The organism is Aeromonas sp. 5HA1 (assembly GCF_029237245.1).
Classification (GTDB): domain Bacteria; phylum Pseudomonadota; class Gammaproteobacteria; order Enterobacterales; family Aeromonadaceae; genus Aeromonas; species Aeromonas salmonicida.
Genome location: NZ_JAACFW010000002.1, coordinates 230,811 through 251,629, shown reverse-complemented (window position 1 = coordinate 251,629; position 20,819 = coordinate 230,811). Strand labels below are relative to the sequence as shown.

22 protein-coding genes and 1 pseudogene are annotated in these 20,819 nt (G+C 59.3%); 6 read left to right on the top strand and 17 right to left on the bottom strand.

What is annotated here, in order from left to right; translation table 11 throughout:
- Positions 1 to 16: 16 nt before the first annotated feature.
- From fliQ to fliE, 13 genes are all read right to left on the bottom strand, one after another.
- Positions 17 to 286: a flagellar biosynthesis protein FliQ gene (fliQ, locus tag GWQ27_RS03385; protein WP_021138440.1), complete on the bottom strand. Its 270-nt coding sequence runs from the start codon at positions 284 to 286 to the stop codon at positions 17 to 19.
- A 27-nt stretch (positions 287 to 313) separates the two neighbouring features.
- Positions 314 to 1,093 (bottom strand): flagellar type III secretion system pore protein FliP, encoded by a 780-nt coding sequence (gene fliP, locus GWQ27_RS03380; RefSeq protein WP_034523503.1) that lies wholly within the window; start codon positions 1,091 to 1,093, stop codon positions 314 to 316.
- Entirely contained in the window at positions 1,080 to 1,463 is a 384-nt protein-coding gene (gene fliO, locus GWQ27_RS03375; RefSeq protein WP_005319315.1) for a flagellar biosynthetic protein FliO, read from the bottom strand. The genes fliP and fliO overlap by 14 nt, the downstream gene beginning before the upstream one ends.
- A gap of 61 nt (positions 1,464 to 1,524) precedes the next feature.
- Entirely contained in the window at positions 1,525 to 1,917 is a 393-nt protein-coding gene (gene fliN, locus GWQ27_RS03370; protein ID WP_017412373.1) for a flagellar motor switch protein FliN, read from the bottom strand.
- A 49-nt stretch (positions 1,918 to 1,966) separates the two neighbouring features.
- Complete coding sequence (gene fliM / locus GWQ27_RS03365) at positions 1,967 to 3,037, bottom strand: flagellar motor switch protein FliM (protein ID WP_005319319.1); 1,071 nt, start codon at positions 3,035 to 3,037, stop codon at positions 1,967 to 1,969.
- A gap of 9 nt (positions 3,038 to 3,046) precedes the next feature.
- On the bottom strand, positions 3,047 to 3,565 hold the full coding sequence (gene fliL / locus GWQ27_RS03360; RefSeq protein ID WP_021138437.1) for a flagellar basal body-associated protein FliL: 519 nt from the start codon (positions 3,563 to 3,565) through the stop codon (positions 3,047 to 3,049).
- 57 nt (positions 3,566 to 3,622) lie between these two features.
- Positions 3,623 to 5,542 (bottom strand): flagellar hook-length control protein FliK, encoded by a 1,920-nt coding sequence (locus GWQ27_RS03355; RefSeq protein WP_275906670.1) that lies wholly within the window; start codon positions 5,540 to 5,542, stop codon positions 3,623 to 3,625.
- A gap of 93 nt (positions 5,543 to 5,635) precedes the next feature.
- Positions 5,636 to 6,076 carry a flagellar export protein FliJ gene (fliJ, locus tag GWQ27_RS03350; RefSeq protein WP_005319326.1) on the bottom strand — a complete coding sequence of 147 codons (441 nt, stop codon included), beginning with the start codon at positions 6,074 to 6,076 and terminating at the stop codon, positions 5,636 to 5,638.
- A gap of 26 nt (positions 6,077 to 6,102) precedes the next feature.
- Positions 6,103 to 7,434, bottom strand: a complete 1,332-nt coding sequence (gene fliI, locus GWQ27_RS03345; RefSeq protein ID WP_005319328.1) for a flagellar protein export ATPase FliI — start codon at positions 7,432 to 7,434, stop codon at positions 6,103 to 6,105.
- Positions 7,435 to 7,486: 52 nt separating this feature from the next.
- Complete coding sequence (fliH, locus tag GWQ27_RS03340; protein ID WP_111587482.1) at positions 7,487 to 8,293, bottom strand: flagellar assembly protein FliH; 807 nt, start codon at positions 8,291 to 8,293, stop codon at positions 7,487 to 7,489.
- A gap of 68 nt (positions 8,294 to 8,361) precedes the next feature.
- Entirely contained in the window at positions 8,362 to 9,423 is a 1,062-nt protein-coding gene (gene fliG / locus GWQ27_RS03335) for a flagellar motor switch protein FliG (RefSeq protein WP_017412370.1), read from the bottom strand.
- Positions 9,416 to 11,125 carry a flagellar basal-body MS-ring/collar protein FliF gene (gene fliF / locus GWQ27_RS03330; protein ID WP_005319335.1) on the bottom strand — a complete coding sequence of 570 codons (1,710 nt, stop codon included), beginning with the start codon at positions 11,123 to 11,125 and terminating at the stop codon, positions 9,416 to 9,418. The genes fliG and fliF overlap by 8 nt, the downstream gene beginning before the upstream one ends.
- 46 nt (positions 11,126 to 11,171) lie before the next feature.
- On the bottom strand, positions 11,172 to 11,489 hold the full coding sequence (fliE, locus tag GWQ27_RS03325) for a flagellar hook-basal body complex protein FliE (protein ID WP_011898507.1): 318 nt from the start codon (positions 11,487 to 11,489) through the stop codon (positions 11,172 to 11,174).
- A 157-nt stretch (positions 11,490 to 11,646) separates the two neighbouring features.
- Here fliE and GWQ27_RS03320 point away from each other — a divergent pair, with 157 nt between their 5' ends.
- Positions 11,647 to 12,555: an AraC family transcriptional regulator gene (locus GWQ27_RS03320; protein WP_275906669.1), complete on the top strand. Its 909-nt coding sequence runs from the start codon at positions 11,647 to 11,649 to the stop codon at positions 12,553 to 12,555.
- 66 nt (positions 12,556 to 12,621) lie between these two features.
- A complete protein-coding gene (locus GWQ27_RS03315) occupies positions 12,622 to 14,373 on the top strand; it encodes an amidohydrolase (protein ID WP_275906668.1) in 1,752 nt (583 codons plus the stop codon).
- Between the two features lie 92 nt (positions 14,374 to 14,465).
- Here the strand turns inward: GWQ27_RS03315 and GWQ27_RS03310 are convergent, their stop codons facing one another.
- Together GWQ27_RS03310 and GWQ27_RS03305 are read right to left on the bottom strand one after the other, a co-directional pair.
- Positions 14,466 to 15,251, bottom strand: coding sequence for a hypothetical protein (locus GWQ27_RS03310; RefSeq protein ID WP_111587479.1), 786 nt, complete (start codon positions 15,249 to 15,251; stop codon positions 14,466 to 14,468).
- Positions 15,252 to 15,449: 198 nt separating this feature from the next.
- The gene (locus GWQ27_RS03305) at positions 15,450 to 15,818 is read right to left on the bottom strand and encodes a helix-turn-helix domain-containing protein (protein ID WP_005319346.1); all 369 of its coding nucleotides are present in this window, start codon (positions 15,816 to 15,818) and stop codon (positions 15,450 to 15,452) included.
- 251 nt (positions 15,819 to 16,069) lie between these two features.
- Here GWQ27_RS03305 and GWQ27_RS03300 point away from each other — a divergent pair, with 251 nt between their 5' ends.
- The 3 genes from GWQ27_RS03300 to GWQ27_RS03290 are packed head-to-tail and all read left to right on the top strand — an operon-like array spanning position 16,070 to position 17,066.
- Positions 16,070 to 16,378 carry a DUF134 domain-containing protein gene (locus GWQ27_RS03300; RefSeq protein ID WP_059112917.1) on the top strand — a complete coding sequence of 103 codons (309 nt, stop codon included), beginning with the start codon at positions 16,070 to 16,072 and terminating at the stop codon, positions 16,376 to 16,378.
- Positions 16,375 to 16,899 carry a NifB/NifX family molybdenum-iron cluster-binding protein gene (locus GWQ27_RS03295; RefSeq protein ID WP_256684642.1) on the top strand — a complete coding sequence of 175 codons (525 nt, stop codon included), beginning with the start codon at positions 16,375 to 16,377 and terminating at the stop codon, positions 16,897 to 16,899. Before GWQ27_RS03300 ends, GWQ27_RS03295 begins: the two co-directional genes overlap by 4 nt.
- Positions 16,884 to 17,066: a hypothetical protein gene (locus GWQ27_RS03290; RefSeq protein WP_275906667.1), complete on the top strand. Its 183-nt coding sequence runs from the start codon at positions 16,884 to 16,886 to the stop codon at positions 17,064 to 17,066. The genes GWQ27_RS03295 and GWQ27_RS03290 overlap by 16 nt, the downstream gene beginning before the upstream one ends.
- Before the next feature lie 39 nt (positions 17,067 to 17,105).
- Here the strand turns inward: GWQ27_RS03290 and GWQ27_RS03285 are convergent.
- A pseudogene (locus GWQ27_RS03285) lies at positions 17,106 to 18,242 on the bottom strand (HD domain-containing phosphohydrolase).
- A 293-nt stretch (positions 18,243 to 18,535) separates the two neighbouring features.
- On the opposite strand from GWQ27_RS03285, the gene rimO reads away from it, so the two are divergent.
- The gene (gene rimO, locus GWQ27_RS03280) at positions 18,536 to 19,864 is read left to right on the top strand and encodes a 30S ribosomal protein S12 methylthiotransferase RimO (RefSeq protein WP_275906666.1); all 1,329 of its coding nucleotides are present in this window, start codon (positions 18,536 to 18,538) and stop codon (positions 19,862 to 19,864) included.
- Between the two features lie 161 nt (positions 19,865 to 20,025).
- Here the strand turns inward: rimO and GWQ27_RS03275 are convergent, their stop codons facing one another.
- Positions 20,026 to 20,493: a GNAT family N-acetyltransferase gene (locus GWQ27_RS03275; RefSeq protein WP_275906665.1), complete on the bottom strand. Its 468-nt coding sequence runs from the start codon at positions 20,491 to 20,493 to the stop codon at positions 20,026 to 20,028.
- Positions 20,494 to 20,819 lie beyond the last annotated feature (326 nt).

The window sequence follows — 20,819 nt, the reverse complement described above, 5'->3', positions numbered from 1 at the left end:
AACGCCGTGGAGCGCATCATCCCACCACCTGGGGAATTTGACTCACCATCAGCAGGAAGAAATCCATCAGGCTCTGCAAGCCCCAGTGCGCCCCCGCCCCCAGTGCAAACAGGGTGACGATGAGACGCGGCAGGAAGCTCAAGGTCTGTTCGTTGATGGAGGTAGCGGCCTGAAAGATGGCCACCACCAGACCTATCATCAAACTCGGTAAAATCACGGCGCACACCATGATAGTCACCAGCCAGAGTGCCTCACGGAATACGTCGACAAAGGTTTCCGGACTCATGCTCCTTGCTCCTTGCGTTTGTCCGACTTAACCACCGGCGCCCAGGCCGAAACTGTTGGCCAGAGAGCCCAGTATCAGGTTCCAGCCATCCACCATGACGAACAGCATCAACTTGAATGGCAGGGAAACCAGCATGGGTGACAGCATCATCATACCCATGGCCATCAGGATACTGGCCACCACCAGATCGATCACCAGGAAGGGCAAAAACAACATGAAGCCTATCTGGAATGCCGTCTTCAACTCGCTGGTCACAAACGCCGGGATCAGCACGCGCAGTGGCACCTCGGCGGGTTTATCCACCTGCACGTCGGCGATTTCCATGAAGGTATTGAGATCCTTGATCCGGGTCTGGGAGAGCATGAACTGATGGATGGGCAGTTCGGCCCTCTCCAGCGCCTCCCTGGCCTGAATGGTCTCGGCCAGATAGGGTTGCAGCGCCTCGTCGTTGATGCGATCAAGCACGGGGGACATGATGAAAAACGACATGAAGAGGGCAATGCCGATCAACACCTGATTGGAGGGGCTCTGCTGCAAACCGATCGCCTGGCGCAATATGCCAAGCACTATGATGATGCGGGTAAACGAGGTCATCATGATGACAACCGCAGGCAAGAAAGAGAGCGCCGTCATCAGCGCCAGCACTTGCAGGGTCAGGCTGTATTCCTGACTGCCATCCGCCAGAGTCTTGATGGTCACGGCCGACATGCCATCCTGGGCCAACGCCAGCGGCGAGAACAGCGCCAGCGTTGATAACAGGCCGACCAGCAGCCCCATTGGTAACCTCAAGCCGTCAGCTTTTTTCATGTTTGCCCATCAGTTTGCCAAGTTGCTGGGAAAACGCCTGGGGCTGGCTCTCGTCCAGCGGCGTATCCAGGCGATAGAGAAAATTGACCTGCTGCGGTGTCACCCCGATCAACAACTGCTGTTCACCCACCTTGACCACCAGCAGCTTCTCTTTATAACCCACCGGCAGGCTGGCGATGACACGCATCTGACCGCCCCCCATGGCGTTGGCTATCTTGCTCTTCTTGAGCAGAAAGCCCAGCACCAGGATGAGGCCGATCACCATCAGGCTGGAGAGCAACCAGGAGGTGAGGCTGGGAGGATTGGCTCCCGCCCCCGGATTGGCCAGTACAGGGCAGGACAACAAGAGTAACGGGAGCGCGCGGATCATGTGAGTTTCTGGATCCTGTCGGCCTGAGTGATGATGACATCGGTCAGCGCAATGGTGCAGGTCATTTGAGTTTCTTGATCCTTTCAATCTGGCTGATGACATCGGTCAGACGGATACCGAACTTGTCGTTCACTACCACCACCTCGCCGTGGGCGATCAGGGTGCCATTGACCAGCACATCCAGCGGCTCACCCGCCACCCGATCCAGCTCCACCACAGATCCCTGGTTCAGTTGCAGCAAGTTGCGGATGCTGATCTGGCTGCGGCCCACTTCCATGGCGATGGTGACCGGAATATCCAGAATGGTGTCGAGTTTGCGTCGCTCCTCGGCACTGATGGGGGCGTCATCGGTGAGCTCCTCGAGGGGAGCGGGTTTGGCTTCGGCAATCACCTGCTCTTCCAGTGCGGCTGCCCAGGCGTCCGCCATCAGATCCTCTTCATCAGTTCCGCTCATCTTGCTTCCTTATGCTCATTCGTGACCATCTGTCGTGACAGACTGTCGATTATCGCTGTTGATCTTCGATGCTGCGCTCGAGCTCTTCCAGCTCGGCCTCACCATCGATACGTATGCCGCCCCGGGTCACCAGATGCATCTCTGTCTTGACCCCTTCCGGGCGCTTGAGTTTGTCGGTAATCTTGAGGGCCACGTTATCCTTGGTCCGCCCCATCTTGGCATGGAAGGTGGGCAAATCTTCCACGTAGACCAGCAGGTTCTCAGGCATCTCCACCGGGATTATGTCACCGGGCTTGAGCTCCATCAGCTCGCGCAGTGTCAGGTCCGTCTCCAGCAGCTTGGCTCTGAGCTCGACCTTGACGTCCATGATCTCGTCGCGCAGCGCCTTGCTCCAGCGTACGTCCGTGTCACCCTTGTCGCTCTGCACACCAGCATCCAGCAGTTCGCGGATGGGCTCCAGCATGGAGTAAGGCATGGCCACGTGAAAGTCACCGCCGCCCCCATCAAGCTCGATGTGGAAGGAGCTCACCACTATCACCTCGGTGGGACTGACGATGTTGGCCATGGCAGGGTTCACCTCGGAGTCGAGGTATTCGAAGCCCACGTCCATGACGGGGGCCCAGGCGTCCTTGTAATCCTCGAACACCAGCTTGAGCAGCATCTGTATGATGCGGCGCTCGGTGGGTGTGAACTCGCGACCCTCGATCTTGGCGTGGTAGCGACCATCGCCGCCAAAGAAGTTTTCCACCAGGATGAAGACCAGTCGGGCCTCCATGGTGATGAGTGCCGTGCCCTTGAGCGGACGAAAACGCACCATGTTCAGGCTGGTCGGTACGAACAGTGTATGTACATATTCGCCGAATTTGAGCATCTGCACGCCGTTGATGGAAACCTCGGCGGTGCGGCGCATCATGTTGAACAGGCTGATCCGCATGTGACGGGCAAAGCGCTCGTTCACCAGCTCCAGGGTCGGCATGCGGCCACGGACGATGCGGTCCTGGGAGGAGAAGTCAAACTGGGCAACACCGGGATCCCCCGCTGCGCCTATCTCTTCCTCTTCGACATCATCGACACCGTGCAAGAGGGCATCAATTTCGTCCTGACTTAACAGATCGCTCACGCTTCACCCTTATTGCATTACAAAGCCGGTAAACAGCACTTGTTCGATAACGGGGGAAGAGACCAGGTCACCCAGCACCCGACGGCACTCTTCCAGTGAATCCTTGCGCAGCTTCTCCTTGCCTTCGAAAGTCATCAGCTGCTCGCTGGTGGCGGCACTGAAGATCCGCAGCAAGGTGCCTTCAATCAGGGGGATATTTTGCTTGGCCAGGTTCTCGTCGGCGGTGCCACGCACCATCAACTGCACCTTGATCTGCACCAATCGATCCCGCTGTGCGCCCGAGACGTTGAACACGAAGGGACGCGGCATGCCCACATAGAGCGAAGGTTTCGGTGCCGCGTCTTTCGGCTTGGCATCTGCCCCTTCGGCCGCAGCGTCAGCCGCCGGCTTGTCGGAGCCGGAGAGCATGAACCAGGCACCAGCACCGCCGCCCGCCAGCACTATCACGGCCAGGGCGATGATTATGATCAGCTTCTTTTTCTTGCCTGCCGCCGGATCTTTAAGCGTCAGTTCGTTGTCATCTGCCATCCCTTGTCCACCCTAGTCTCAAACTTGTTCGATATCATAAACTTACTCAGGCTGGCATCAAGCATAGAAATCAATTCCGGCGTCGTTTGTCGATTCCATCGACAAACGACTGCCTGCCGCCGTGACCTCTGCCTCAGTTTGGCCTGTTTCGGAAAACGATCTGCTGCCATGTTGACCTGACTGGCCCTGGCCGGAAAAAGCGGACTGTCCCTGAGACTGCTGCTGTGGCTGTTGTTGCACCAGAGTCTGACCAAGCTGGATGCCCTGTCCAGCCAGCATATCACGCAGGCGGGGCATGGCTTGCTCCAGCATTTCGCGGGTCTGTCCATGCTGTACCACAAAGTGCACATTGGCTTGGTTGTCGGCCCCCATCTGGATCTGGATTTTCATCTTGCCAAGACCCAGAGGATCGAGCTGGATCTCTGCCTGCTGCAACTTGTCCGTCAGCATCAGGTTGACCTTCTGATGCAACTGGACAGGGGTCTCCGGACTGGCCAGCTTGAGGTGAGCCAAATGCTGGGGATCCCGCCGCGCCGATATGTCTGTGGTCGACTTGCTGTCATTGTTCACGGCCTGGGGCTGACTGTTTTGCTGCACCTGCTGGCTGTGGTTGTTGTCCTGGGTAGTGGACTCTGTGCCCAGAGCGCTGTTTCTACCAAGCTCGGCCACCTTCTGCTTCACATCGAGTTTGACGTCCGTCTTGGTCTTGGGCGCATCGCTGGCTTCCATCTGCTTGAGACCGGCCGACAAGGCGTTCAGTGATGCTTGCGGCCCTTGTGATTCACTGCTGGCCAGCGCCTGTTGCGGCGCCGTCAATACAGGCTCGGCAGCGTGTGCAACCGGTGTCGTCTGAGCGGCTGTCGCCATGCTGGATGCAACAGCCTGGCTATCTGATTTGGCGGCAGGGGCAGCCTTGGCTTGCTCACCCTCTTCAGTGACAACCTGGGTCTGTGCGGCATCGGTCGAGGTTGTGGTGCCACTGTCGGCCCGGCCCAATCCCTCTTCAAACGACCTGGTGGCGCCCGCCTGAGCAGGCACGGCCTGATTCATGGCGTACAGAGGAGATGGCTTTTCAGCCCCCTCCTTGTGACCCATAGGGGGGATGGCGGGTTTGGGGTTGCCATCAGCTTCGACAGGATTTTTCCCCTCGCCTTTAGGGGCTTTATCCACCGCTTCGGTCGGCAACATCTTGCTCAGCAAGGCGGTCCGTTCAGCATCGGAAAGTGCGGCCTTGCCGCCCTTGTCGGCACTCGCCGTGTCTTTGCCCTTTTCATCACCCCTCAGCTCAGCCGCCATGGCAGCGGACGTATCCCCATTCACGGTTTCGGTAGCAGGCGTTTCATCGTTTGCAGCCGCGGCCCCTGCATCCGCCCCCTTGAGCAGGCTGGCTGCCTGTTGCGCCAGCAAGGCGGCCTCACCGGCCGCGGCCTGCTTGCCATCACCTTGTTTGCCCTCAAGCGCCAGCGCATCGGCAGATGCGGTGGCCTCACCTTCTTGCGGCAACATATTGCCGTCACCTTCCACAGCCGGGGCAAGGTTGAGAACGGCGGGGGAGACGAGACTGGTATCCTGCTTGAGGGCGTCTTGCAGACGCTGCAAGAAATCAATGGGAGAGGCACTGCTCTCAGCCTCGTCCATTTTTTTCTCCTTGTCGTCCGTGGCGGCCGTCTCCCCTGTGGTATCCGCCAAAGATTTGGCATCACCATGCTTGCGACCTTCCCCCTTGTCAGTGACGACCGTCTCCTTGACCAGCGGATCGGAGGCGACTTGCTCACCGGCAGCCACTTTGCTGCCCTGCCTGGCACCTGTTGCCTTATCCGCCTGCTGAGCCTTGACCATCTCATCGGAAAAGCCCCCCTTCAGATCGCTCTGCGAGGACTGATCACCTTTATCGGACGATGAGATGAGCGACGCGTTTTTATCGGCAGAGGGCGCAGCCGAAGCGGAGGGGGTATTGGTTAACAATGTCTGCATCATGATGAAGGTCCCTGACGGCAATCGGGTTCGGGGGCAGCCCTCACGCGAAAGAGAGGGGGTGAGGCGCACACTGGATGGTCAGAATAAAGCAAGTTACAGGCCAGAATGATGAAAACGGCGCAGCATGGCGTACTCATCCAGCATCTTCTGCTCCTGACGCTGAGCCTTCTGCTGCTCACGCCCGGCCTGCTTGGCCAGCAACAACTCCACCGCCTTGCGCCTCTGCTGGGCTGACAGCCACTCTTGCCGTCGCAGTTCCAGCGCCTGACGCACTTGCCTCACCCCTTCATACTGCTGGGTGGCCGCCTGTTCGAGCTTGCTGATAAAAGCGTGATACTGGGCATTCTGCTGGGCACCTATGCCCTGCAAGCCACGGTCGGTCCACTGTTGATGGTAAATCTGGCGGTACTGATTGAGCGCTTCCTGCTGCTCCATGAAGATTTTCAGATCCTGCTGGGCCTTGGCCAGTGCCAACCCCGCCTGCTGTTCGGCCTCAAGCAACCGCTCGGACAACATCACCAACCCTTTACTCATGAGCGCGCTCCACCCTTACTACATCGTCAACGCATCAGTGGCATGGCCACCAGTTGCAGGGATTGCAGGCCCTCATCATAGTGAATGACCTCGCGCATACCCTGTTGCAAGAACTGATCCAGGTAAGGTTTGTGAACGATGGCACGGTCGATGCGAGGGTCAGATCCTTGGCTGTAAGCACCTATGGTGATGAGATCCCGGTTCTGCTGATAGAGGGAGTAAAACTGCTTGAGGGTGCGCGCCAAATCCATGTGCTCGGGTGAGGTGACCATGGGCATGACACGACTGATGGATTTTTCGATATCGATGGCCGGATAGTGGCCTGCATCGGCCAGCTCCCGCGACAGGACTATGTGGCCGTCTAGGATGGCCCGCGCCGCATCGGCGATGGGATCTTGCAAGTCATCCCCCTCGGTCAAGACGGTGAAAAACGCCGTAATGGAGCCCTGACCGTCGCTACCGTTGCCCGCTCGCTCCACCAGCGCCGGTAATTTGGCAAAGACCGATGGCGGATAGCCCTTGGTCGCCGGCGGCTCACCCACCGCCAGTGCGATTTCACGCTGGGCCTGGGCATAGCGGGTAAGGGAGTCCATCAGCAGCAGCACATTGAGGCCCTGATCGCGAAAATACTCGGCGATGGCGAGCGCCGTCTCGCACCCCTTGAGGCGCATCAGGGGTGAGGCATCGGCCGGCGCCGCCACCACCACGGAGCGGGCACGCCCCTCCTCCCCCAATATGTCTTCGATAAACTCTTTCACTTCCCGGCCCCGTTCACCGATGAGGCCCACCACCACCACATCCGCCACCGAGCCGCGTGTCATCATGCCGAGCAACACGGATTTGCCGACGCCGGAGCCGGCAAACAGTCCCATCCGCTGGCCCTGCCCTACCGTCAGCACGGCATTGATGGCGCGCACCCCTACGTCCATCGGCTGATGGATGGGGCGACGGGAGAGCGGATTGATACGGTGCTGGGCAAATTGCACCGTCTGGGACGAGAGAATGGGACCAAGCCCGTCCAGCGGCTGGCCTATACCGTCGATGACCCGCCCGAGCAGGTTCATGCCGACCGGAATGCCGTGCTCTTCGGTCATGGGTACCACACGGGCACCAGGAATGACCCCCTTGAGCTGTTCGCTTGGCATCAGGAACAGGCGATCGCCAGAAAAGCCCACCACCTCGGCCTCCAACTCGCCATCCTGGGTATCGATGCGACAGAGGGCACCGATGGCCGCGCGGCAGCCAATGGCCTCCAGCGTGAGTCCCACCACCCGGGTCAATTTACCGGCGACGGGCGGCTTGGGCGCGGTATCGCGGACCCGATACCCTTGCAACCGAGTGAGTAACGAGCCGCTCATCTGGCCTCCTGAGAGAGAAAAGTCAACCGGGCCCGCTGGCGCCAGCCCGGTGTCAATTATTCGGCAAGTCCCGAGACGCATTGTCTCGCAAGAAACTGCGCAGCAGCTGATCGATACGCCCCTGCAGGGTCAAATCGACGCTGGAAAGCTCGGTCGCCAGTTGCAGATCACCGGGGGAGAGAGTGGGATCGCTTTGCAACCGCCAGTGACGCTTGGCGCACTCTTCCACCCCAAACGCCTGCTCGACTCGGGCAATGTCATCAGGATGCAGCATCAGGGTGACGCCCTGCTCGGCGGCCGGCAACAAGGCCAGCCCCTGCTTGAGCGCTTCCAGCAGGATACGGGGCGAGGTCTCTGCCTCGTGCCGCATGAGGGTGCGGGCCAGTTGCATCACCAGCGAGATGAGCTGCTGCTCCACCGCCTGATCCAGCTCATGGAGAGGATTGGCAAGGCGGTCGATCAGCGACTGCCAATGGGCCATCTGCTGTTCCACCTGCTCGCGGGCCAGAGCCAGCCCCTCCTCCTTGCCCTGCTCGAGCCCGGCCTGGTGGCCTTGTTGCAAGCCTTCCAGCTTGCCCTCCTCCAGTCCCTTGGCGAATCCGCTGGCCTGACCTTCGGCCATGCCTTCATCCCAGGCGGCCTGACGGATGGCTTCCAGCTCTTCTGCCGTTATGCTGGGGGTAGGTTCGGGAACCGGTTCTTCCACCGGCACTTCTTCTTCCTGCTGATACCAGTCGGGAGAATAACCCAGGGCATTGGTCTCGACAGCGGCCTCGACTTCCATCTCCGGCCAACCCCACGCCTCGACCCGGGTATCATCCCCGTCAGGGCGAACATAACCACGCAGCTTGTTGTTCATGCTTTAAATGCGCCCCTCGCCACGGTCATTTGCGGGCCAACGAAACCGAACACTTGATGGTTCATGGTTTAGAGGAACTCCTCGCCGCCACCGGCGCCCAGCATAATCTCGCCGGCATCCGCCAGACGGCGGGCGATGGAGAGGATCTCTTTCTGGGCAGCTTCCACCTCGGAGACCCGTATTGGCCCCATGGCCTCCAGATCGTCCGCCAGCATCTCGGCGGCCCGCTTGGACATGTTCTTGAAAATCTTCTCGCGCATCTGATCGTCCGAGCCCTTGAGCGCCCGTTGCAGCAGCTCGCCCGGCACTTCCCGCAGCATGGTCTGGATACCGCGGTCGTCCACGTCGATGAGGTTCTCGAACACGAACATCAAATCCTGGATCTGCTGGCTCATCTCTTCGTCCGACTCGCGGATGGAGTCCATCAGCTGGCCTTCGATGTTGGTATCCAGGTAGTTCATGATGTTGGCTGCCGCCTTCAAGCCGCCCATCTTGGCTGCCTGGGCACCCGCCGCACCGGCGAACTGTTTCTCCATGATGTCATTCAACTCTTGTAACGCCGCCGGTTGCACCTCTTCCAGGTTGGCGATCCGCATCACCAGATCCAGGCGCACCTGCTCCGGGAACTGGCTCAGGATCTCGGCCGACTGCTCAGGCTCCAGATAGGACAATACGATTGTCTGGATCTGCGGGTGTTCGTTCAGGATGATGCTGGCCACCTGGCGTGCATCCATCCACTTGAGGGAGTCGAGGCCGCGGGAGCCCGAACCCAATATGATTTGATCCACCAGGTTGCTGGCTTTGTCTTCGCCAAGGGCCGCCACCAGCGCCTTGCGCACGAAGTCTTCGCTGCCGATGCCGATGTTGGTGTACTTCTGGATATCGTCGATGAATTGACGATGCACCGCCGCCACCCGATCGTGGCTGAAGTCAGACATGGAGGCCATCGACATACCGAGTCGCTGTACCTGCTTGGGCTCAAGGTGACGGAAGATCTGGGCGGCATCCTCTTCATTGAGGCTCAGCATCAATACGGCCGCCATCTCCATCCCGCTCATCTGATCCAGGATCAGGCGCTGTCCCTCGGTAATGTCATTACCGGTGACTTGGGTCTTAATTTCTTCAGGCATCTTTGTTGCTTACCCATTCTTTAATGACCTGTGCGGCCAGATCCGGTTCGTTCGCCACCAGCGCACGTACCGCCTTGAGCAGATCCTCGTCACGGTGCAGATCCGGCAGTTTCAAATGGCCGTCACGTACGCCGAATACCGGCTCGGACTCGGCCTGAGCGGCCAGCAGACTGAGCTCGTCATCCCCACCCAGCACTATGCTGTTGTCCAGATCCAGATCCCCTTCCGGTCGTGCATCCGGGTAAAGCAGACGCTTGAGCATGGGGCGTACCACTGTGACGATCAACACTATGATGACCAGCACTGAGGCCGCGATGCGCACCGCACGCCAGAACCAGGGTTGCTCGTAGATGGGCGCGTCGGCCACATTTTCAAGCTCGGGACGGTTGAACGGAATGGCGACCACTTCCAGAGTATCACCGCGGGTCACATCAAAGCCAAGCCCGCCGCTCAACAGACGACGCAGGGTATCGAGTTCGGCCTGGGAACGGGCCTCACGGGTGACGGCGCCATCGGCACCGGCGATGGACTTGTAATCCACGGCTACCGAGACTGTCATGCGGCGAATACCCCCCATCTGGCGGCGAATATGGCTGACGGTGGTATCCAGTTCGAAGTTGCGGGTTGCTTCCTTGCGGGAACGACCGGAGGAAGAGGCGGCTCCGCCATCTCCGCCTGCGGCTTCCTCGGGAATATTCGAGGCTGCGGGTGGCTGATTGGTGAGAGCACCCGGCACACCGCCGTTGCTGCCGCTGGCACTGTTCTCTTCCAGCGTCATCTCGGAACGCACGGCAGGCAGGTCCGGGTTATAGGTCTTGCGGGTCTGCTCCTGCTGGGAGAAGTCGAGGGAGAGGTCAACCTCCGCCGTATAATTGTCGGCGCCCAGTACGGGTATCAGGATGGCGTCAATTTTTTGTTTGTATTCCACTTCCTGCTTCTGCTGCATCGCAAACTCCTTGCGGGTCTGGGCAGAGACAGGATCTTGCGAACCGGAATTGAGCAGGCGACCGTTCTGATCGGTCACAGTGACACGGGTCGGCTCCAGGCCATGTACGGCGGAGGCGACCATGTCGACGATGGAATCCACTTCCCCCTGACCAAGGGCATTGCCCTTGAGGCTCAGCACCACGGTCGCACTGGGTTTGCGCTCGTTGCGGGCGAATACGTTGTCCTTGGGAATGGCCAGCAGCACCTGGGCCTTGGCCACGTTCTGGAACTGCTCGATGGCGCTCGCCAGCTGGCGCTCACGGCTTAACTTGAGGCGCTCCGTCTCCATGCGCTGGCTGACGCCAAAGCTGGAGTCCTTGAGCAGGATGGACTCGCCATCGTTGCTGGCATCGGTATTGGTGGCAAGGCCGGCGCGGGTCAGGCGCAGGCGGATATCGGCATATTTTTCGGCGCTGACCAGCACGCTCTTGCCATCCACCTCATAGGGGATCTTCTGGGCGTCAAGGTAGTCCAGGGTCTTGACCAGCTCCTGGGTGCTGTAGGTGCCAAGGGGACGCATGTCCGGCTCCTTGCCCCACAACAGGATGAAAACGGCGATCGCCAGACAGATGGCCAGCCCCAGGATCAGGGTAATTTGCCGTAGCACATCCGTGTTGGACAGGAAGCCGAGAGCTGAACTCTTTTGCTCGTTCTCATCGAGGGCAGCGGAGCTCTCCTCGTTGATCAGCAGTTCGCCATTTTGGTCAGTAGCCACGATTTATGTCCTTATTGCTGACATGTGCATGATATTCAGTAATCTCTTATACCGGCATGTTCATGATGGTCTTGTAGGCATCGACCATCTTGTTGCGCACCTGTACCGTTGCCTCGAAGGCGATAGAGGATTTCTGGCCGGCTATCATCACATCGGACAGATCGACTGACTTGTCACCCATATCGAAACGGGTGCGCAGATCATTGGCGGCGCCTTGCAGTTCGTTGACGTTGCCGAGCGCCTGCTGCAGCAACTGACCAAAGTCAGAGGTGACCTGACGACCGGGCTGAGTCAGCGGCGTGGCACCAGCTTCAACCTTGAGAGCCTGCATCTCTTGCATCAGGCTGCTTGCACTAATTTCCATATCTCATCCCCAGACAAATCATTGACGCTGGTACGGTATAAGCAATTAGAGTGCCAATGCGTTAGGAGTGGCGTGAGGATGCGTGGCCAGACTAGAGCAGACGGATTCGACAAGGACTGATGCCTCTGATTAAATCCGGTGTTGACGCCCACTTTTAATGGTTGGCAAGGAGTCATCTCTGGATTACCGCAAACCTGTGTTCAAGGCGATGGACTACATAAGCCAGCATCTGGATGACAATCCCAGTCTGGATGAGGTCGCGACGGCGGCCGCCATCTCCACCTTTCACTTTCACCGCATTTTCAAGACGATGGTCGGAGAGACTATCGCCGGCTTTACCCGGCGCCTGCGCATGGAACGTGCGGCCCGTCGCTTGCTGGCCGCACCGCAGAGCGATATCACTACCCTTGCGATCGCAGCCGGGTTCTCCAGCTCCCAGAATTTCGCCAAAGCCTTTCGCCTGCACTTCGCCATGAGCCCTTCAGAATACCGCCAGCAACAAGGGGGAAACTGGAAAAGCAAGATTGGAAACGATCCCCTTCCCTTTGAAACCTATGATGGCCTGGTCATGCACCCGGTCACTGAACACCAGGGTCTGTTGCAGGGGGCGAGCGTCAAGCAGATGCCCGCCCGGCGCGTTGCATATATGCGCCGTATGGGGCCCTATGGCAAGGAGACCTGCGAGCAAGCCCATCGGGATTTACTCGCACTGTTCGCGTCAGACGAGGCGATGACACCGGCAGGCACCTTGAGTCTCTATTGGGATATTCCTGACATCACCGATGAGACGCGTTGTCGCACAGACATCTGCATTGAATTGGGCCCCGAAATCCACGCAGGGCGCCAGTTGACCACCCAGACCATCGCCGCTGGCCCCTATGCGGTATGCCAGTTTATCGCTCGCGGCGATCAGCTGGTCACCACTTGGGAGACGGCGTTTGGCTGGCTGGTGAGCAAAGGGCTGAGCTGCGACGACCGTCCGTGTTACGAGCAATACCACGCGGGCACTGACCCCGACCGGGATCATTACGTGTTTGATATCTGTATCCCGCTTATCAACCCATAAGCCGATACCCCATTTCCATTCACCCTCTTCGGTGCCTTCGGGCGCCGAAGCGACGGAGTCATGCCCATGAATGTCAAAACGCTGTTTCTTGCCAGCCTGCTGGTGAGCCTTCCGATGGCAGCCAATGCCCAGTCACAGAGCCAGACCCTGATCTTTGGCGGCACCATCTACAGCGGCGATCCGGCGAACCCTCACCCGGAGGCAGTCGGTATTGAAGGTAAAAAGATCGTGGCGGTCGGCAGTTACCAGGAGGTCAGTGCCCGGCTCGGCAGCCATGCCAACCAGATTGATCTGAAAGGAAAGTATCTGATGCCGGGGCTCATCGACAGTCATGTGCATGCGGCCTTTGCCGGATTTCAGGCCATGACGGTTAACTTTCCCGATGCAATGAGTCAGGTTAAGCAACTGCAACAATTTCTGACCAGCAGCCAGGATGACCCCCGTCTGACACTCGGTGACGTGCAGCTATACAGCAATGTCTCGCTCGATTACTGGCATCAGCTACCCCTGCTCGATCAGGTGTTCAATGGTCCGCAATACCAGCAAATCCCCGTAGTGTTGGCCGGATCGGATGCCCACACCGGCTGGGCCAATCAGGCCATGCTGCGCAAGGCAGGCATTGATGGCGAGGCCCTTGCCAGTCGTTATGCCACGCTGAAAGGCAATTTTGGCCTCACCCCATCCGGCAAGCTGAATGGTTTTGCCTCGGAAGGAGGCTGGGATGCCATCCTCAAAGCCCTGCCACCGGTCAGCGACGAGACGATTGCCAGTGCCATCATGACCGCTGCCAAGCAGCTCAATCAGGTTGGCATTACCGCCTGGATGGACCCTATCAGCAATATTCGCCCCCTCGCGCCTGTCTTCAACGCCGAGCCGGATCGCCGTGACACCGGCCTGTTGCCGGCATACAGCATGCTCTCCCGGGAAGGCAAGCTGACCGGGCATGTATCCGCCCTGGCACTGGTGGGGATCAACGCCTCTCCCGCCATCATTGATGACGTCCTGGCGCTCCAGCGGCAGTTCCAAGATGCCCCGGACGTCAAACTGGTGGGGATCAAGATCCTGCAAGATGGAGTCATCGAGTTTCCATCCCAGACCGCCAAGTTGAGCGAGCCCTATCTCAACCGCCCCGGTTACAGCGGCAAAGACGATCTGGACAAGCAGCGTTTCAACGAGCTGATCCGCACGGCGGATGCCCATCAACTGATCGCTCACTTCCATGCCATCGGCGATCGCGCCGTCCGTGAATCCCTCGATGCCATCGCCTATGCACGGGCCCACAATGAAGATCGCCGCCTGCTGCACAGCATCACCCATCTGGAGGTGGTGAGCCCGGCCAGCATTGCCCGTTTCAAACCACTCAATGTAGCTGCCTCAATGCAACTGTTGTGGGCCGGGAAAAACGTGGCGACCACCATGCTGCTGGAGGGGAAAGTGCCCCCTGCCCTGCTGTCCCGTCTCTATCCGGCAGGCAGCCTGCTGCAAAGCGGCGCCATTCTCGCCGGTGCCAGTGACTGGCCAGTATCCAGCCCCAACCCCTTCCTTGCGATATATACCGCGATCACCCGCCAGGGCGAACTTGGCTTGCTGCCCCCCGCCAGCGAGCAGATCAGCCGCCAGGCTATCTTGCAGGCTTACACGCTCAACGCCGCCAAGGTGATTGGACAGGAGAAACAGACAGGCTCGATCAGCGTAGGCAAGAGTGCTGATCTGGTATTGCTGGATCGCAATCTGGAGCAGGTTGCGAGCGAGCAGATCAAGGATACCAAGGTGCTGTGGACCATGTTCAAAGGCAAACGGGTCTATCAGGCCCTCTAATCCAGAGAAAGGAAAAAGGCCCACTATGCGGGCCTTCATGAATAGGTCATGGCAAAATCATTACCTGCTGTGACCAGCTGATAACGACTCGATTATCGGCTTTTTTCAGTCAGATCCTTGTCCACCCAGTACTTGGATCCCGAGATGCTGGCATCGAGCAGCAGCCCCGTCTCGCCGATCTGGTAGATGGCCATGCCGCCATTGTACTTGGCGGTGAGCCCGGCGCTCTCCTTGCCCGCTACCGCCCCCACCTCTGAGGTCGCCTCCCAGCCCTTGGTCACGAAGGCATCGAACCTGGCCTTGTCTTCAAACAGGATCACCTGCTGGTAGAACTTGCCGCCAAGGCCGGCCGAGAGGCCAGCGCCCAGCATTTTCATGTAGGTGTGCTGGCCGCTGCCGCGATTGATCGCCACCCCTGCCCCCTGATTGGTTTGCAACATCAGGGAGAACTTGCGTGAATCGAACACCGCATAGCCATACGCCTGGTCAAACAGCAACTTGGCAGAGGGTTGTTCGTTGAACAGCCTCACCAGGGCTGTGTCGGCCATGGTATCGAGGGCGAGTCGCGCTTCTGGCGCCGTCTTGGGCTCACGCATCTCGTCGAGCTTCTTGTCGGCTACCACCAGCCACTCCTTGCCGGTTGCTATGCTCTTGTCGGTCCAGGCCCCGGCGGTATTGAACGCCTCCGAGCCCCACTGGGAGACGGACGCCCAGGTCGCCTTGGAGAAATCGGTCACGCTCCGCCACGCCTCCTTGCTGGTGTCGCTCACAGCCGTGCCAAGATCGGCGGCGGCCTCCTTTACCTTGGCCCAATCGGCCAGTATGGGGGTCGAGGCCAGCGCCAATGTCGTTGCCAATACCAGGAATCGAATCTTCATGGGTTCTCCACCATCTGTGATGAGCTGACCCTCACAGTAGCAGAATAAGGGACCGCCGGATAAGTGTGAGGCCCACAACACCAGTCAGTGGATGACGCACGGCCTGACCTCATATGCACATCTGAGCACCTGATCCGGTATCCGAGATGCCCGGCAAGCCTGGTTGAAAGGGTCAGTTCCCCCATGACGGCGCTGGCGTTATTCCTTGTCGCAGCAGGCGTTGGCAGGCAGAACATGAGGGGAACAACTGGACTCGGCACGCATCATGCCGCATGCCTCGGGGTGACCGGCGCAGCACTCCTCCGTGAGGTAGCCTATCAATGCCAGCATGAGAGGGATGTTGGCGCGATAACGCAGGAAGCGACCCTCTTGCTCCACCGACAGCAAGCCGGCGTGCAACATGGCCTTGAGGTGAAATGACAATGTGTTGGGGGCGATATCGAGACTGCTGGAAAGCTCCCCGGCCACCCGTCCCTCCAGGCCCGCTTTCACCAGCAGACGCCAGACATCGAGCCGAATGCCGGAGGAGAGGGATTCAAACACCTTGGTGGCCATCGCTTTGTTCATGTCATTCACCTTGAATTTTCATCAATAACTCATTATTTCAGCAAGATACGTACGATTAACATGCGTGAGACAAGCAGCTCGCTCCTCCCGGGAACGAGCACTGATCGTTGCACAACCAGACCCAACCATCTTGCGACCAGCGCACTGTAACAGGGCCTTCGTCCCTGATATGCAATGAAAACACATGTTTTATTCATTTGCATACCCTGATTGCCCGGCGTATATATAGCATATGCCAAATAGGAGTGCTTATGCCCAGACCCAAGATTGCCCGCCAGATCTGTGGCCGTCCCGCCAACAGCTGCTTCAAACCCAATGGCCGCCCCATGCACCAGCTGGAACAGGTCGCCCTCGCTGCCGACGAATTCGAGGCACTGCGCCTGGTGGATCTGGAAGGCATGCAGCAACAGGAGGCCGCCGTCGTGATGGGGGTATCTCGTCAGACCCTGGCCAACATCCTTAAAAAAGCCCGCTACAAGGTGGTGGACTGTCTGAGCCAGGGCAAAGCCTTGATGATGCAGGCGAGCGACCCCGATACCAGTGGAGACATATCCCTATGAATACAGAGCATGGCCTGATAATGGCGCCAGCAGCCAACCGCGCCGTCATGCTGACCCGGGGCCAGCTGGCCAGTCACTTTACCCGCGCCGAACAGCTGCAAATAGTCAGCCCCGAGGGCACTGTGCTCGCCACCCTGCCCAACCCGGCAGCCGGTGAGGGTTGTGGCGGCAAACAGGCGCTGCTGGTCACCCTCAAGGCTCATCAGGTCAATCAGGTAGTAGTACGCAATATCGGTGAGCGGATGCTGGGACGCTTGTTGACCGGCGGCATGCAGGTGGTGCAGTGTCGCTCGGCGCGACTGCCGTGGCCGGCACTGCTGGCTGAGGGCAATTTGCAACCTCTGACCGAGCCAAGCCAGGGCCGCAGGTCACAGCGCCAGGCTGGCAAACCCGTCATCTACGCCATCAGACGCGATGGCCATGACGGCGCTGAGCGTCCCCCTTGTCAGGGAGGCTGCTGCGGCGAAGGGAACACAGGGTGCCACAACACCAAGGAGGCAAACTCATGTCACTGCTGCTGATCACCATACTGGCCGCCTTTGTGCTGATCGTCGCCATGGGCTCCCTGCTCTGGTGGAGCCAGTACAGGCTGGCGCAAAAGCGCGCGGATAAAGCGGTGCGCCCCTGTGGCTGCGCGAGCGCCTGCACCGATCACCTGTACCAGATAAGCGAACCAGGACCCAAGTAGAAAGGTGAGAACCGGCAAGACTGGGGCAAATTGCTGACATCAGTGGCTTGAACCACGGCCAGGTCTCGAAATATCGCTGCCGACCGGGCTGGTGGCGGGCTCCTGATACTGCTGATGTATGATGCGAAACGCCTCCTTGTTGCGAAGCGCGGCTTCCACGCAGACGGGGTCAAACTAGCTGCCGGCATACTCCTCCAGATAGGCAAACGCCCTGTCAAACGGCCAGGCCTGCTTGTAGGGACGCTCGCTGGTGAGAGCATCGAACACATCTGCCACCGCAACGATACGCGCCGCCAGCGGAATAGCCTCCCCCGCCAGCCCCTCCGGGTAACCGGTGCCGTCAAAACGCTCATGATGGCAGGCGATGATATGGGTCAGCATGTCGGTATGGTGAATGCCATCGAGGCCAAATTCACTGATCATCAGGGCAATCATCTCCCGCCCCTTGCCGGGGTGGATCTTCATGATCTCGAACTCTTCCTGCGTCAGCTTGCCCGGTTTGAGCAAGATGGCATCAGGCACCGCAATCTTGCCGATGTCGTGCAGCTCGGAGAAGAGGTAGATAAACTCCACCTCCTCGTCGCTGAGCGAATGGCGCGTTGCCACAGAGCGGGCGATCAGCCGGGAGTAGGCCGACATCCGGTGCAGATGGTTGGCGGTTTCCTCATCCCGATAACGGCTGAACTCCCGCGCCGTGGTGAGGGCGCCGCCAAGGGTCTGAATGGAGAAAAATTCCACCGCTATGATGGCCGACAGCACCTGGGCATAGGCTGACAACTCGCTGCGAATAGGCTCCCTGAAGTAACCCGGCTCCATCGCATCGCAAAACAGAAAGCCGAACAGCTTGCTGTTGAACAGCAGCGGCTCCGTATAGCTGGAGGCATACCCCGCTTCCAGCAGCTTGCGGCTGTGCTCCGAGCTCGACCCCAGCAGGGAGTCCAGACTGTCGAGCACCCTGGGCTGTTTGTGTTCCGCCAGATAGCGCAGGGAGGGCACCTCGCTCAGTTTGACCTCGTACTGCACCAGAGGAGAGCTCCCCTCAGTGCTGTGGGCAAAGGTCTTGAGCCTGTCCGTATGCGGGTCATAGATAGCGATGGCCACCCGGCTCAACTTGTCAAAGCGCTGCCTGAGCGTGGCATGCACATGCTGCATTCTCTCGCCAAATGAGCTTTCCATCCCGTCCTCCCTGCTGGTGTGCCTGTTGGGAGTATAGTGACGCCCATCAGCAGCCCCCCATCTCGTTAACTGAAAACTCAACAAGATGTGAGCGGGTCGACGATTCGACTGGCCCCGTCGAGACGCACCCAAAAGGGGTAGCCTGGCTGGCGCAGTACTTGGGTGCTGTGTAGGGGAATCTGCCTCCGCCAGAGATATTGTTCCGTTCTACCGTGCTGGCTGTATAGTTTTTGGTTAGCCATTCCGGTAAAATCCGCGCCCTTATAAGAGAGCCACCTAAGAGTGATTGAGCGATGTCCAACACAAAACAGGCCCCCAAAGTAGGATTCGTCTCCTTGGGTTGCCCCAAAAATCTGGTCGATTCCGAGCGCATCCTGACCCAGCTGCGTACCGAAGGGTACGATGTGGTGCCCAGCTATGACGATGCGGAGCTGGTGGTGGTCAACACCTGCGGCTTTATCGACAGCGCGGTGCAAGAGTCGCTGGAAGCCATCGGCGAGGCCCTGGCCGAAAACGGCAAGGTGATAGTCACCGGCTGCCTCGGCGCCAAAGAGAACCAGATCCGCGAGATCCACCCCAAGGTGCTCGAGATCACCGGCCCCCACGCCTACGAAGAGGTGCTGGGTCACGTCCACAAATACGTGGCCAAACCGACCCACAACCCCTTCACCAGCCTGGTGCCGGCCCACGGCGTCAAGCTGACTCCGCGCCACTACGCTTATCTGAAGATTTCCGAAGGCTGCAACCACCGCTGCACTTTCTGCATCATCCCCTCCATGCGCGGGGATCTGGTGAGCCGCCCCATCGGCGAAGTGCTGGCCGAAGCCAAGCGCCTGAAAGACGCCGGCGTCAAAGAGATACTGGTGATCTCCCAGGACACCTCCGCCTATGGCGTCGACGTCAAGCACCGCACCGGTTTCTACGACGGCATGCCGGTCAAGACCAGCATGGTGGCCCTGTGCGAAGAGCTGGCCAAGCTCGACATCTGGGTACGCCTGCATTACGTCTACCCCTACCCGCACGTGGATGACGTCATACCGCTGATGCGCGACGGCAAGGTACTGCCCTACCTGGACATCCCGTTGCAACACGCCAGCCCGCGCATCCTCAAATTGATGAAGCGCCCGGGTACCGTCGAGCGCACCCTGGAGCGCATCCAGAAGTGGCGCGAGATCTGCCCCGAGATCACCCTGCGTTCCACCTTCATCGTCGGCTTCCCCGGCGAGACCGAAGAAGAGTTCCAGATGCTGCTGGACTTCATCGACAAGGCGGAGCTGGACAGGGTCGGCTGCTTCAAATACAGCCCGGTCGAAGGCGCCAAGGCCAACGAGCTGCCGGATCCGGTACCGGAAGACGTTCAGGAAGAGCGCTTCCAGCGCTTCATGGAGCTGCAGCAGCAGGTCTCCATCCGCAAGCTGGCTCGCAAGGTCGGCAAAGAGATGACAGTGCTGATCGACGAGGTGGACGAAGAGGGTGCCACCGGCCGCTCCTTCGCCGATGCCCCCGAGATCGACGGCTTGGTCTACCTGAACGGTGAAACCGGCCTCAAACCCGGCGATCTGGTCAAGGTCCGCATCGATGAAGCGGACGAATACGACCTGTGGGCCAGCCTGATAGGCTAAGTCCGCAGTCCATGATGGCGCCTGCCCGGCAGGTGCCAATAAAAGAGCCAGTCAGTGACCCTGACTGGCTTTTTTATTGATCGCACTAAATGGTTATGCGCGCCGAAGCAGGCCGCAAGCTGCTGTGCCAGACGTCACCAGATCAGCGCTTCTGACGAGGATTAGAGGCCGGTATCCGCCACCATCACCAGAACATGAACGCCTTTATCATTGACCTCCTCAACGGCCTTGAAACCATGACGGCAATAAACGCCACCGCTCAGGTTCTCGGTTTGCAAGTACAGCTTGCTGATCCCCGCCCTGCGAGCACGGCTGAGGATCTCTGTTACCAGCAAGGAGGCGACACCCTGCCCGCGCGCTTTTTCAACGACATATACCCCACCCAACCAATATTCGTACTCGGGAAACATCGCCATTTCACGGATCTTGAGCTCCGCAGACCCCACCCATTCACCGGCCAGGCGGGCCAGTACCATCAGCGGAGCCCGGTCAACCTGGGTGGCCGCCGTGACCTTGGCCAGCACCTGCTCTTGAGTAAAGCGACCACTGTCGCGGCACCATTCGTCAAAATACCATGAGGCAACCACGCCTGCGGCAGATGGCGCATCCGCCAGTAACAACAACTCCATAAAGCCTCTTTTGCGTATAACCCATGACCTGCAGGGAGGAATGAACACGGCGAGGCCAAGCCCCGGGTAGCGCCGACAGGCGGCGCCCTGGCCGCTGGCAGCGCGTCCCCATGGACCCGCTTGCCCCAGACCAGGTTATCGAATGGATATCATAACCAGCCTGAGAGTGGAAGGCGCCTATGGCTGGAAAGGCAGGCGCAGCCCCATCCATTGGCAGAGCCTGTGATGGGCGGCGAGCAGGCTGTACTAAGGAGCCGGTAGCCAAGGCGCGCTCTCCCGCCGTTACACACCGGCAAGGAAGCTCACGCCCACCGTTTTCCCATAAA

Excerpts from the sequence above, each read along its gene's own strand:
- fliQ (WP_021138440.1), bottom strand. The coding sequence starts at position 286 with ATGAGTCCGGAAACCTTTGTCGACGTATTCCGTGAGGCACTCTGGCTG.
- fliP (WP_034523503.1), bottom strand. The coding sequence starts at position 1,093 with ATGAAAAAAGCTGACGGCTTGAGGTTACCAATGGGGCTGCTGGTCGGC.
- fliO (WP_005319315.1), bottom strand. The coding sequence starts at position 1,463 with ATGATCCGCGCGCTCCCGTTACTCTTGTTGTCCTGCCCTGTACTGGCC.
- fliN (WP_017412373.1), bottom strand. The coding sequence starts at position 1,917 with ATGAGCGGAACTGATGAAGAGGATCTGATGGCGGACGCCTGGGCAGCC.
- fliL (WP_021138437.1), bottom strand. The coding sequence starts at position 3,565 with ATGGCAGATGACAACGAACTGACGCTTAAAGATCCGGCGGCAGGCAAG.
- GWQ27_RS03355 (WP_275906670.1), bottom strand. The coding sequence starts at position 5,542 with ATGATGCAGACATTGTTAACCAATACCCCCTCCGCTTCGGCTGCGCCC.
- fliJ (WP_005319326.1), bottom strand. The coding sequence starts at position 6,076 with ATGAGTAAAGGGTTGGTGATGTTGTCCGAGCGGTTGCTTGAGGCCGAA.
- fliI (WP_005319328.1), bottom strand. The coding sequence starts at position 7,434 with ATGAGCGGCTCGTTACTCACTCGGTTGCAAGGGTATCGGGTCCGCGAT.
- fliH (WP_111587482.1), bottom strand. The coding sequence starts at position 8,293 with ATGAACAACAAGCTGCGTGGTTATGTTCGCCCTGACGGGGATGATACC.
- fliG (WP_017412370.1), bottom strand. The coding sequence starts at position 9,423 with ATGCCTGAAGAAATTAAGACCCAAGTCACCGGTAATGACATTACCGAG.
- fliE (WP_011898507.1), bottom strand. The coding sequence starts at position 11,489 with ATGGAAATTAGTGCAAGCAGCCTGATGCAAGAGATGCAGGCTCTCAAG.
- GWQ27_RS03320 (WP_275906669.1), top strand. The coding sequence starts at position 11,647 with ATGGTTGGCAAGGAGTCATCTCTGGATTACCGCAAACCTGTGTTCAAG.
- GWQ27_RS03315 (WP_275906668.1), top strand. The coding sequence starts at position 12,622 with ATGAATGTCAAAACGCTGTTTCTTGCCAGCCTGCTGGTGAGCCTTCCG.
- GWQ27_RS03310 (WP_111587479.1), bottom strand. The coding sequence starts at position 15,251 with ATGAAGATTCGATTCCTGGTATTGGCAACGACATTGGCGCTGGCCTCG.
- GWQ27_RS03305 (WP_005319346.1), bottom strand. The coding sequence starts at position 15,818 with ATGAACAAAGCGATGGCCACCAAGGTGTTTGAATCCCTCTCCTCCGGC.
- GWQ27_RS03300 (WP_059112917.1), top strand. The coding sequence starts at position 16,070 with ATGCCCAGACCCAAGATTGCCCGCCAGATCTGTGGCCGTCCCGCCAAC.
- GWQ27_RS03295 (WP_256684642.1), top strand. The coding sequence starts at position 16,375 with ATGAATACAGAGCATGGCCTGATAATGGCGCCAGCAGCCAACCGCGCC.
- GWQ27_RS03290 (WP_275906667.1), top strand. The coding sequence starts at position 16,884 with ATGTCACTGCTGCTGATCACCATACTGGCCGCCTTTGTGCTGATCGTC.
- rimO (WP_275906666.1), top strand. The coding sequence starts at position 18,536 with ATGTCCAACACAAAACAGGCCCCCAAAGTAGGATTCGTCTCCTTGGGT.
- GWQ27_RS03275 (WP_275906665.1), bottom strand. The coding sequence starts at position 20,493 with ATGGAGTTGTTGTTACTGGCGGATGCGCCATCTGCCGCAGGCGTGGTT.